The following is a 10,494-nucleotide window of genomic DNA, read 5'->3' as shown; positions in this document are numbered from 1 at the left end:
GGCCCAGGCGCCCTGCTGGGCGGCTATCGCGGAGACGGCGGCGGTGGCGGCGTCGCCACGGCCATGTGTCCCACATCAGACGATGCGGCCGCCGTAGGGGCCACGACCGCCCGTGGAGTAGTACGTGCCGAGCTCCGCGCGGTATTCGGCGTCGGCGAGGTGCTTGTCACGGTGGAACTCCGGGGCGTCCTTGATCTGCTCCTTCGTGGCGTCGACGTAGACCTTCTCCTCGTCCGCGTCGATCCGGACCACGGTGCTCGCCGGCAGGAGGACCTCCTTGCCGAAGATCCAGATCCCGGTGTCGACGACGAGGTAGGCATCACCGACCTCGTAGGAGTGCTTGTCCACCTTGCCGATGTCGCCGTCGGTCGCCTCCACCTTGTAGCCGGTCAGATCGCCACCCGCGAGGTGGTCGACGGCCGAGTGGTAGCTCCACACATGCTCAGTCACGCGAAACAGCTCCTCAGATAACGGGGAAGGGGAACGCCGGGGATGTCCCCGACGTCTCTCCCACCCCTTCTCGATGTCGTACGCGGCGGCGTCGGCGCTCGGCCCCGGCCCGCCCCGGGAAATCGGATGCCCCTCCCCCGGCCCTTCATTCACCTCACCGGGAGGAGGCGGCGCCTCGAGCGGGGGACGACCGCGCCGGCAACGACCCTTCCGCGGTCCGCAGACGCCGTCGCTCACGCTCGGTGAGGCCGCCCCAGATCCCCGCCGGCGCCGCGGTCTTCAACGCGTGCCGCAGGCAGTCCCGCTGCACCGGGCACAACGCGCAGACCTCCCTGGCCGCCGCTTCCCCCCGCCCGGGGTCACGGTCCCGGTCGCCGGGGGGCCGGAAGAAGAGGCGCGCGCCCAGCCCGTGGCAGGCGGCGTCCTCCTGCCATCGCCCGTCGTACTCGGCAGGAGCCGGCAGCCGCGACGCGTTCGTCACCTCGAAACCTCCAACGGACACAGGGTGCGCGCGTGGGTCCGGACGCGCGGTCCCTCCCCGTCTGACCCGCGCGGGGCACTTGAAACGCACCGCTACTTCTGGTGCCGCGCCCGCCTCGCCCGCCGGACGAGCAGGGCCGCGGCCAGTACACCGGCGGCGGCCATTGCCGGACCGGGGCCGCTGCGGCCCCTGGCCCCGGCGGCCCAAGGCGACTTCGCGCCGCCGAAGCGGGGGTTCTTGTGCGCGGCGAGCCGCCCGGCCCGGGAGGCCGCGTCGCGCACCTGGGCGGCGGTGCGGACCGCCCGGTCACGGACGGGATCGGGTGTCTTGTGCTCCACGAGGCGCGCGACGTGCGCGGCCTTGTCCCGTATCCGGCCGGTGGCCCGCAGGACCGTGTCGCCGGGTGAGCCTGTCCTCGTCATCGGGGTGCCCTTCCTTCGAGTCGTCCGTGGCCGCCCGAGCGGGAGTGCCGTCGGGTCCGACCGTCGCGTTCCGCGGATACCCGGCAACGGGCGGTTCACCCGGGCGAGTTCGGGGCGCGTCCGGGCGAACGCCACGCGACCCCGGCCCGACCGGCGCCGGTGGTCAGAGGCCGAGGTCGAGCAGGGCCTTCTCGACGAGCTCGGTGGGCGCCGGGTGGATCCAGTACGCGGACGTGGCGAGCGTGGCCGCGTCGATGCCCAGCGCCATCGCCAGGACGAGGGGCTGGATGAGCGCGGGGGCCTGCGGGCCCATGAGGTGGGCGCCGAGCAGGCGGCCGGTGCCGCGTTCGGCGAGCACCTTGCAGAAGCCGGTGGTGTCCTCCAACGCCCAGCCGTAGGCGATGTCCTCGTACCGGGCTTCGCCCACCAGAAGGTCCACGCCCCGCTCTCGGCAGTCCTGCTCGGTGGCGCCGACGGAGGCGATCTGCGGGCGAGTGAAGACGGCCGCGGGCACCAGGTCGTGATCGGCCGCGATCAGGTCGTCCGGGTGGCGGAGGTTGTGCGCGACGACCTGTGCCTCGCGGTTGGCGACGTGCTTGAGCGGTACGGGCGTGCAGACGTCGCCGAGCGCGAAGACGCCTTCCACGCCGGTGCGTTGGTATGCGTCGACGACGATGCGGCCGTCGTCGCGCGTGGCGATGCCCGCGGCGTCGAGGTGCAGCCGGTCGCTGTTGGGCACCCGGCCCGCCGCGACCAGCAGCATGTCCGCCTCGACGGTGGCGCCGTCGTCCAGGGTCAGCCGGAGCGCGCCCGCACGGCCGCCCACGGCGGTGACCTCCCGGCCGAGCCTGAGCTCGTAGCGGGAGCGGGCCAGTTCGGTGAAGCGTGCGGCGACCGTCTCGTCCTGCGGGCCGAGCAGGTGGTCCTCCTTCTCCACGATGACCACGGAGCTGCCTGCCGCGGCGAAGACTTCGGCGAGCTCGGCGGCGATGTAGCCCCCGCCGAGGACGGCGAGCCGGCGGGGCGGCGCGTCGATGCGCATGACGGTGTCGGAGGTCTCGTAGGGCAGCCCGGAGTCGGCGACGGGCCCGGGCACCAGCGGGCGGCCGCCGGCGGCGATGACGATCTGGCGCGCCGTGATGTCCACGGCGCCGTCCGCGAGAGCGATCCGCAGCTCGCGCGGGCCCGTGAAGCGCGCCCTCCCCTCGTACACGGTGACGAAGTCCGCTTCCCGGCGGCCCCGGCGGCCCTCCTCCCGCTCGGCGTCCAGACGGCCGAACACCCGGTCCCGCATCTGCCGCCACCGCACGCCGCGCAGTTCCGCGTCCACGTCGAAGGCGCCGGCTTCGCCGACCGTCCGGGCCACGTGACCGGTGTGGGCGAACATCTTGCTCGGGATGCAGCCCGCGTTCAGACAGGTGCCGCCGAACCACCTCTCCTCGACGACGGCCACGTCCAGACCGGCGAACGAATCGTCGACGACCGCGTTGCCGGATCCCGCACCGATGACGACCAGATCGTGCTGACGCATGCTGCCAGGCTACGAGGCCGGGACCGGACCGGGTTCCCCGGACGCGCCGCCCGTCCGGTACGGGACGGCCCCGATCAGGACGCGGAAGCCTCCGGTGGCGGACGCGGCGCCAGTGCGGCGGCCGGAAGGTTTCGCCGGGTCACGGCGCCCGGTGAACCTTTCCGGCCACGGGACTAGGGCGTGCCGTACGGGGCACGGCCGTCACCGGCGCGAGGATAAGGGCCTCGGGCCCGGGATCGCTGCCGGGCCGTGAAAGAAGGGGCACCGTGACTGCTTCGTTGACCATCGAGACCGAGCGCCGCGGCACTACCGTGCTGATCAGTGTCATCGGGGACCTGGACGCGGCCGCCGCATCCGCGCTGCACCAGGCCCTGCGCGACATCACCACCGACACCACCGCCCTGATGATCGACCTGCACCACGTCCGGTACATGGACACCGCCGGCCTGCTCCTCCTCCTGGACCTGCACCGGCGCGCCGAATGCCTCGGGCTGCGGGTCCTGGCCGTCGGCTGGCAGCCACAGCCCCAGCAGCTCATGGCCACCGTCGCCGGGATCCGGGGACCCGGGTCGGCCACCGGGGAGCGGTACGCACTGGCCGGATTCCGCCATCTGATCGAAGGCCGCGCCGAACGGGCCCGCGCTCTCGACCTCGAGGCCTCCCGCACCTGACGGGCCCGCCTGTCCGACCCGACGGGACCTGCGGCGCCTCCCACGCGGACCACGGACGGGCGGACGGGCGGACGGGCGGACGGGCGGACGGCAAGGTTCGCCCGGATGGGTCGTTTGACGTGCCGGATGACCCAAAAGCGACATACCTTGCGTATTCACCCGATCGCTTCTTGTGGCCTTGGATCGAAGGGCTCCTCCCATGTCTCACACAGCCGACGCTCAGGTCGCTCCGGGCAGACCACTCCTCGCCCGGCCGACGGCCGCATCGGCCGTGGGGATGCTGATGGCCACCACCCCGTGCTCCGTCCGCGACGCCGAACAGATCCTGGCGGCGGCCGCGGACCTCGCCGACGTGAACGTGCTGGACCTGGCGGCGGCGATCACCGCCGGTCTCGGCACGGGGGCCGTACCGGTGCGTCTGGAACGAGCCCTCCGCCAGGCCGTCAGGGCCGCGCGCGCTCCGGCCCGGGCGCGGACCCCGCAGACGGGCATCCAGCCGAACCGCGAACGGGCCGAAGAGGTCCTCTCGCGGCTCCGCGGCTGCCAGGCCCGCCTGCTGGCCACGCCGGCCGACCCCGGCGCCCTGCGGGCCATGGACGACGCGGCGTACACGCTGTGCGTCCTCATGGGCCGTCCCACCGCGCACGGAGCGGTACTGGCGGCGGAGGAGCTCCTGGCGGCAGCGGCCTGACGCCCGGCCCCTCGTGGAACCCGGCGCCGGCGAGGCTAGGGGAACTCGGGGACGAAGGGCAGGTAGTCCGCCTCCGCGTCGGACGGGATCACCACGTAGCTGGCCTCGGGGACCTCGTTCCACACGCCCGGCAGGTCTCCGAGCGGCTCGGAGACCACGATGCGGGTCGCGTCGGAGATCTCCCGCAGGTAGTCCAGCTCCAGTTCCGGGTGGAGGTGGCGCACGGTCTCGGCGCGGCCGCTGTAGAAGAGCGAGCGGGACTCGCCCCGGCTGGAGTAGCGGAAGGCCCAGACCCGCTCTCCGTCGCTCACCGCCACCGTCATCTGCAGCGGTTCCGGTACGCCGTGCTCCTTGCCGAGCCGCTCCACCAGCCCCGCCATCCGGGCCACCGCGCCCGGAACGTCCTGGTCGAGGCCGTAGGTGACCGCCAGGTAGAACATCACCTCGGAGTCGGTGGACCCCTCGATGGACGGGAAAAGGGCCGGGTCGACGGCCATGCAGAGGTCCCGTTGCAGCCTCGGGAACTCCGCGATCGCCCCGTTGTGCATCCACAGCCAGCGGCCGTGCCGGAACGGGTGGCAGTTGGTCTGCTGGACCGCGGACCCCGTCGAGGCGCGGACGTGCGCGAAGAAGAGGGTGGAACGCACGTGCGCGGCGAGCTCGCGCAGGTTGCGGTTGTTCCAGGCCGGGGCGATGTCCCGGAAGACCGCTGGTGTGCCGTCGCCGTCGGCGCTGTACCAGCCGATCCCGAAACCGTCGCCGTTGGTCGATTCGACACCCATCCGGGCATGGAGGCTCTGATTGATCAAAGAGTGTTCCGGGCGGTACAGCACGGCGTCGAGCAGCATGGGTGAACCCGAATAGGCGAGCCAGCGGCACATGCGCACCATCTCCTTTCCGCTTCGTTCGCGGCCGGCTCCGAGCCTAACCCGGCCTCCCGCCCCTTATCCCGCGCCGGGCCGCGATGGCGTTCGCGCGGATGTCCGCAGGGCGCGTGCGCCGCGGTGGGGTCGCCGGGAACGACCGGACCTGCGGGGCGGCCCCCGCCCCCCGCCTGTCGGCGGACGACCCGGACGCCGGCCGGTGAAAGAGCCGCGGGCCGAACGCCTACGGCACCTCCGGAGCCTCGGCGCCGCCGTGCCGGCGGTGTGGCCTGCCAACCCGCTGTCGAGGCACGGGAGTTCCGGCACCGGCCCCGCCGGGTCCACGCCGCGGGCGACGGGAGCACGCGCTCGCGACCGGGGCTCGCGGAACCGCGGCGTGCCCACGGGCACCCGCGCGCACGCCGGCCGTGATCCGCCGGCCCTGACGAAAGCGAGGACGAGCACCCGCACGTCCGGGTGCGGGACTACGCTCGGCACGGTGGAACGCGCAGAGGTACTCAAGCGAGTGATCGGCATCCTGACCGAGGCCCAGGACATCCGCCGGGCAGCCGAGGCCGGACAAGAGGACACCGGCGGCGCATACGGTGACGGCGACGCCGGCGGCGACCACCCGGAGGAGACGGCCGGGGTGGCCACGATGCTCCTCAACGAGATGCTGCCGTCGATCAGCGTGCCGGCCGACGCCTCGCCGCAACAGGTGGCCGCGGTGGTGGCCCAGGCCCTGGGCCCCGCCCTGCACACCATGGTCTCCGGATTCAGCCTGGCGTTCACCAGCCTCGCGATCGCGCACGACAATGGCCGGACGGACGTCTCCGCGATCGAGGTCCTCCGGGAACTCGCCCTCGAGGTCGAGGCGGGGGTCTACGACGAGGGTCCGTAGGAACGGGCGGCGGTCGCAGCCCCTCCACCCCGGCTTCCGGCGCAGGCGCGCCGCGGGCCGGTGGCCCGCGCCACCGGCCCGCCGTCAGTCCGCGTCGTCACTTCGCGTCGTCACTTCGTGTCGTCGTGTTCGTGAGCCATCCTCTCCTCCTGCATCCGCCGTACTTCCTCGGGACTCTTGCCCGAGACCGGCTTGCTGGCCTCGGGGTGCACCGGGTCCGGACCGGGGTGCTCCTGCACCTGCTCCTCGCGGCCCTTTCCCGGTTCCTGGCGCTTGTCCTCCATGCCGTGCACGGCTGCTCCTCTCCCACGGGGTCCGGTCGGGACCCGACGACTCGTACCGCGCGCCTACCCGCGTCACGGAGCCGTAGACGAGCGAGCCGGGGAAACGACCGGTGCGGGGGCGCGGGAGACGCCATCGAGGTGAGGCACGGAGAAAGGACCGGCCGTCATGCGTCATCCGGTGGCGTCTTGGGCAGGTGCCCGGACATGCCGGAAATGATCAACAAGCTCGTCACCCGGGTCGCGCGGCGCCGCCGCGAGCCGGTCGCCGTCCAGGCCCTGCGGTCCACGGCGGCAGCCGTCATCAGCTACGTCGTCGCACTGCGCCTGAGCAGTGAGCCGAACCCGCTGACCGCCCCGCTGACCGCCCTGCTCGTCGTCCAGGTGACCCTGTACTCCACGCTGACCACCAGCATCCGCAGGGTGAACGCCGTGGTCGTCGGCGTGCTGATCGCGATCGGCTTCAGCGTGCTGGTGGGGCTCACCTGGTGGAGCCTCGGCCTGCTCATCCTGGCCTCCCTGGTGGTGGGCCGCCTGGTCCGGGTCGACGAGTTCGTCCCCGAGGTCGCGATCAGCGCCATGCTCGTCCTCGGAGTCACCCAGGTCACCGACACCGCCTGGGACCGCGTCCTGGAAACGGTCATCGGCGCGGTGGTCGGGCTCCTGGTCAACCTGCTCCTGGCGCCGCCCCTGTGGGTCGGTCCCGCGGGTACCGCGATCACCGACCTCGCGCTGCGCATGAGCCGACTGCTCGACCACCTCGGCGAGGAACCCCTCGGACCGGCCAGGGTCGAACAGGCCGCGGCCCGGCTGCACGAGGCACGGCGGCTCGACAACGACATCGCACAGGTCGACGCCGCCCTGCGGCAGGCCGAGGACAGCCTCCGGCTCAATCCGCGGGTCAAGGAGGGCCTGCTCTTCCGGCTGGTGCTGCGTACCGGCCTCGACACGCTGGAGATCTGCGCCGTTGTGCTCCGCGTGGCCTGCCGCACGCTGACCGACCTGGCCAAAGCCCGCCCCGACGGCCCGTTCTTCGACGCCGGGACCACCGCCGCGCTCCAGGAGGTGCTGCGCCACACCGCGATCGCCGTGGAGAGCTTCGCCCAGCTGATCACCGCACAGGTCAGCGCCAACGCCGAAGAGGCCGAGGCCCGCCTGACCGGGGAGCTGGCCGTGGCCCGGGGCCACCGCGACCGGCTCGCGGACCTGCTGCTGGCCTCCGCGCGCGAGGATCCGGCGCACTGGCAGCTGCACGGCGCGCTGCTCACCGAGATCGACCGGGTCCTCGACGAGCTGGACGTCGACACACGGTCCCAGCGCCTCTTGGAGGAACTGGACCGCCACGCCCGCACGCGGAGCACGGACCGGCTGCGCGGCCGGCTCCGGGGTGCGCTGCCGGGGCTGCCGAGGTGGGGTGGGAGGGCGAAGTGAGGTGACGCGGCGGAGTGCGGTGGCGGGCGGACGTCCCCCCTGCTTGGCTGGAGAGGCCCGCCTCCCCCGAACCGAGGATTGATCATGAGCGGCGAGAACCAGCCGAGCGAGCGAGCCCGGCAGATGCGCGACAAGGCCCAGGAGCTGGAGCAGGCGGCGCAGCACGCCACCGATCCCGCGGAGCGACAGCGGCTGACGGAGAAGGCCCTGCACATTCGGGAGAAGAGCGAGCAGGAGAACGGCCGCGGCAGCGGAACCATGGACCCCATGTAGGCGCGGGTCACCCGGCCGGCGCCGCTCCCGGTCGCGCCGGCAGCCCGCCGGCGCGGCCGGCGCCTCGCGGGTTCACGCGGGCCAGGTGCCCGTCACCCGCCGGGTCGCCGCGGCCCCGGACCGGTCGACGGCGGCCTTGACGACGGCGAAGATCGCTCCCTGCAGAGCGGCGGCGACGAGGATCTCCTTCCAGGAGCGGTCCTCGTCCGTGGCGCCGGGAGCGTCGCCCTCCCCCTCGATCATCTTCCAGGCCTGCTTGAACGCCATTCCGGCGATCATGCCGCTGAGAGCGCCGAGAGCCATGCCGACCGGCTTGTACCCGATCTTGGATGCCTTCACCTTGTCACTCACCTTCTCCTTCGCTCGGTCGCTCCGCTCGCGTGCGCGCCTGGCCGAGGTGTGGGCACCCACGTGAGCGGGGCGAACGCGTGAGGGGGCCCGAACTCGACGAGTTCGGGCCCCCTCACGCAACGGGTCAGGCGGGGCGGCCGCCGAAGGGAGCGCCGCTCCCGTAGTACGTGCCCAGTTCCTCGTGGTAGCCCGCGTCACCGAGGTGCTTGTCCCGGTGGAACTCGGGAGCGTTCTTGATCTGTTCCCTGGTCCGGTCGACGAAGATCTTCTTGTTCTCCGCGTCGATCCGGGTCACCGTGCTCGCCGGCAGGAGGACCTCCTTGCCGAAGATCCATACGCCGGTGTCCACGACCAGATAGGCGTCACCGACCTCGTCGGAGTGCTTGTCGACCTTTCCGATGCTCCCGTCGGTCGCCTCGACCTTGTAACCGGTCAGATCGGTGCCGGCCAGGTGGCCCGCCGTCGACTTGTAACTCCAGGCATGTTCAGTCACGCGAAAAACAACTCCTCCGGTAAGTGGCGGACGGAAAGCAATTCCTCTCCGTCCATCCTTTTCCGATGCCTTGCACGGCGGATGGTGTGTCCGCCTGAACTTCTCCTGCCCCGCCCCCGGCGACTCATTCGCGGGGGTCACGACATCTCCCTACCAGCGGTACCACCGTCCGCTGCCGCTCTTGGGACGGGCGACGAAGCCGATGAGCCAGAGGACCAGTACGGCGATCGCGACCCACCAAAGGATCTTCACCGCGAAACCCGCACCGAAGAGAATCAGAATGAGCAGAAGAACAAGAATAAGGGGAACCATTGTTTATCAACCTCCGGACAGGCGTGTGCCCCGCCGCCGCGGTCCCACACCTGTGAACCGGTTCCCCGTTTTCTTGACGCCCTCTCAGTACACCTTTTTCCGCTGCTGTTTGGGCCGAATCTGACGGGCCATACGCGAAGGAGCGGAAGCCCGCACCGCACAGCGGGGGGCATCCGCATCGGGCCCCGGACGCGCGACGTCCCCGGAGAACGCCGACCGGATCCCGAACGCACGACGGGCTGCCGCCCGGATCCGTACGGCACCCGGATGCCCCGGGCCTCCGGCCGTTCCGCGGCCGGGACCGGGGCGACCGGCGAACCCCCGGCGACGACGCTTGAGCCGCCGTCCCCGGGCTCCGGAACCCGACGGCAGCAGCCCGGCGCAGACCGGCCGCCCCCGCACGGCGCGGCCGAGGGCTCGTCCAGGGTGCCCCTCTGGAGCCCGAACAGGCCGGCGCCCCCCACTCCCGGGGAGTGGGGGGCGTCGGCCGGACTCCGGGAGTCCTGCTGCGCCTCAGGCCGCCCGCGTGGCGGGACGGCCGGCGAAGGAGGCGCCGAAGCCGTAGTACGCACTCAGTGCGGAACGGTAGTCCGCGTTGCCGAGGTGCTTGTCCCGGTCGAACTCGGGGGCGTCCTCGATCTCCGCCTTGGTGAGGTCGATGTAGATCCGCCGGGCTTCCTCGTCGACCTTCGTGATCGCGCGGACCGGGAGGAGGACTTCCCTCCCGAAGATCCACGGGCCGGTGTCGACCACCAGGTAGGCGGAGCCGATCTCATCGGAGTGCTTGTCGACCTTGCCGATGGATCCCTCCGTCGCCTGGACCTTGTAGCCGGTCAGGTCCATACCCGGCCGGTAGCCCGACGTCTGCCGATAGGCCCACACGTTCCCGTTCACGAAAAGCAACTCCCTCGTCCGAGGCTCACGATCCACTACCGGCCGACTGCCCAGTCCCCGCGCCAGGAAACCCTGGTGGACCGGACTCGGCGGACAAAGATTCGGCACAGCACGGCTGTTTGCCCTCGCGCAGCCGGGTCAGAAGAGGTAGTGCAAGACGTTTCCGAGCGCACAGGGAGTGATCAGAAGTGTCGGGTGAGCAGAAGAGCAAGGCCAAGACCGAGCAGGCCAAGGGCAAGATCAAGGAAATCGCGGGCCACGCGGTCGGGAACGAGCGGCTGGAAGCCGAGGGCCGTGGGGAGCAGGCGAAGGGCGACGCCCGCGCGGCCAAGGAGAAGGCCAAGGACGTCTTCAAGCACTGACCGCCCGCGCAGACCGTCTCGCCGGTGGGGGGGGGGGGGGGCGCCCCGGGGGGGGGCGCCCCCCCCCCCCCCCCGGCGGGGGGCCCC

The 10,494-nt window shown here is 72.1% G+C and carries 16 protein-coding genes; 6 read left to right on the top strand and 10 right to left on the bottom strand.

Annotation, left to right across the window (positions count from 1 at the left end):
- Nucleotides 1-75 precede the first annotated feature (75 nt).
- The 4 genes from ABZY44_RS36190 to ABZY44_RS36175 form a co-directional block, all read right to left on the bottom strand.
- Nucleotides 76-450, bottom strand: a complete 375-nt coding sequence (locus ABZY44_RS36190) for a PRC-barrel domain-containing protein (RefSeq protein ID WP_356661540.1) — start codon at nt 448-450, stop codon at nt 76-78.
- Nucleotides 451-604: 154 nt separating this feature from the next.
- Nucleotides 605-931, bottom strand: a complete 327-nt coding sequence (locus ABZY44_RS36185) for a WhiB family transcriptional regulator (protein ID WP_356661538.1) — start codon at nt 929-931, stop codon at nt 605-607.
- 92 nt (nt 932-1,023) lie between these two features.
- Complete coding sequence (locus ABZY44_RS36180) at nt 1,024-1,353, bottom strand: hypothetical protein (RefSeq protein WP_356661536.1); 330 nt, start codon at nt 1,351-1,353, stop codon at nt 1,024-1,026.
- Between the two features lie 163 nt (nt 1,354-1,516).
- The gene (locus ABZY44_RS36175) at nt 1,517-2,884 is read right to left on the bottom strand and encodes a mycothione reductase (protein ID WP_356661534.1); all 1,368 of its coding nucleotides are present in this window, start codon (nt 2,882-2,884) and stop codon (nt 1,517-1,519) included.
- A gap of 266 nt (nt 2,885-3,150) precedes the next feature.
- Here ABZY44_RS36175 and ABZY44_RS36170 point away from each other — a divergent pair, with 266 nt between their 5' ends.
- A complete protein-coding gene (locus ABZY44_RS36170; RefSeq protein WP_356661532.1) occupies nt 3,151-3,555 on the top strand; it encodes an STAS domain-containing protein in 405 nt (134 codons plus the stop codon).
- Between the two features lie 199 nt (nt 3,556-3,754).
- Nucleotides 3,755-4,246, top strand: coding sequence for a DUF5133 domain-containing protein (locus ABZY44_RS36165; protein ID WP_356661530.1), 492 nt, complete (start codon nt 3,755-3,757; stop codon nt 4,244-4,246).
- 35 nt (nt 4,247-4,281) lie between these two features.
- On the opposite strand, the gene ABZY44_RS36160 is transcribed toward ABZY44_RS36165, so the two are convergent.
- Nucleotides 4,282-5,127 carry a class II glutamine amidotransferase gene (locus ABZY44_RS36160; RefSeq protein ID WP_356661528.1) on the bottom strand — a complete coding sequence of 282 codons (846 nt, stop codon included), beginning with the start codon at nt 5,125-5,127 and terminating at the stop codon, nt 4,282-4,284.
- A gap of 481 nt (nt 5,128-5,608) precedes the next feature.
- Between ABZY44_RS36160 and ABZY44_RS36155 the strand changes: the two genes are divergently transcribed.
- Nucleotides 5,609-6,010, top strand: a complete 402-nt coding sequence (locus ABZY44_RS36155; RefSeq protein ID WP_356661526.1) for a hypothetical protein — start codon at nt 5,609-5,611, stop codon at nt 6,008-6,010.
- Between the two features lie 110 nt (nt 6,011-6,120).
- Here the strand turns inward: ABZY44_RS36155 and ABZY44_RS36150 are convergent, their stop codons facing one another.
- A complete protein-coding gene (locus tag ABZY44_RS36150) occupies nt 6,121-6,303 on the bottom strand; it encodes a hypothetical protein (RefSeq protein ID WP_356661544.1) in 183 nt (60 codons plus the stop codon).
- A 195-nt stretch (nt 6,304-6,498) separates the two neighbouring features.
- Here ABZY44_RS36150 and ABZY44_RS36145 point away from each other — a divergent pair, with 195 nt between their 5' ends.
- Together ABZY44_RS36145 and ABZY44_RS36140 are read left to right on the top strand one after the other, a co-directional pair.
- Entirely contained in the window at nt 6,499-7,722 is a 1,224-nt protein-coding gene (locus ABZY44_RS36145) for an aromatic acid exporter family protein (RefSeq protein ID WP_356661524.1), read from the top strand.
- 84 nt (nt 7,723-7,806) lie between these two features.
- A complete protein-coding gene (locus tag ABZY44_RS36140) occupies nt 7,807-7,995 on the top strand; it encodes a DUF6381 family protein (protein ID WP_356661522.1) in 189 nt (62 codons plus the stop codon).
- Between the two features lie 72 nt (nt 7,996-8,067).
- Here ABZY44_RS36140 and ABZY44_RS36135 read toward each other — a convergent pair whose 3' ends face one another.
- From ABZY44_RS36135 to ABZY44_RS36120, 4 genes are all read right to left on the bottom strand, one after another.
- Nucleotides 8,068-8,334 carry a DUF4235 domain-containing protein gene (locus tag ABZY44_RS36135; RefSeq protein WP_356661542.1) on the bottom strand — a complete coding sequence of 89 codons (267 nt, stop codon included), beginning with the start codon at nt 8,332-8,334 and terminating at the stop codon, nt 8,068-8,070.
- 136 nt (nt 8,335-8,470) lie between these two features.
- Nucleotides 8,471-8,839 carry a PRC-barrel domain-containing protein gene (locus ABZY44_RS36130; protein ID WP_356661520.1) on the bottom strand — a complete coding sequence of 123 codons (369 nt, stop codon included), beginning with the start codon at nt 8,837-8,839 and terminating at the stop codon, nt 8,471-8,473.
- Nucleotides 8,840-8,989: 150 nt separating this feature from the next.
- Nucleotides 8,990-9,151, bottom strand: a complete 162-nt coding sequence (locus ABZY44_RS36125; RefSeq protein ID WP_356661518.1) for a hydrophobic protein — start codon at nt 9,149-9,151, stop codon at nt 8,990-8,992.
- A 513-nt stretch (nt 9,152-9,664) separates the two neighbouring features.
- Nucleotides 9,665-10,045, bottom strand: a complete 381-nt coding sequence (locus ABZY44_RS36120) for a PRC-barrel domain-containing protein (protein WP_356661516.1) — start codon at nt 10,043-10,045, stop codon at nt 9,665-9,667.
- A gap of 188 nt (nt 10,046-10,233) precedes the next feature.
- Here ABZY44_RS36120 and ABZY44_RS36115 point away from each other — a divergent pair, with 188 nt between their 5' ends.
- Entirely contained in the window at nt 10,234-10,407 is a 174-nt protein-coding gene (locus ABZY44_RS36115) for a CsbD family protein (RefSeq protein ID WP_356661514.1), read from the top strand.
- The last annotated feature ends 87 nt before the right edge of the window (nt 10,408-10,494 follow it).

This window comes from Streptomyces sp. NPDC006544 (assembly GCF_040611715.1).
Lineage (GTDB): Bacteria > Actinomycetota > Actinomycetes > Streptomycetales > Streptomycetaceae > Streptomyces.
The sequence above is the reverse complement of the archived record's forward strand: the minus strand, read 5'-3'. Positions and strand labels throughout refer to the sequence as shown.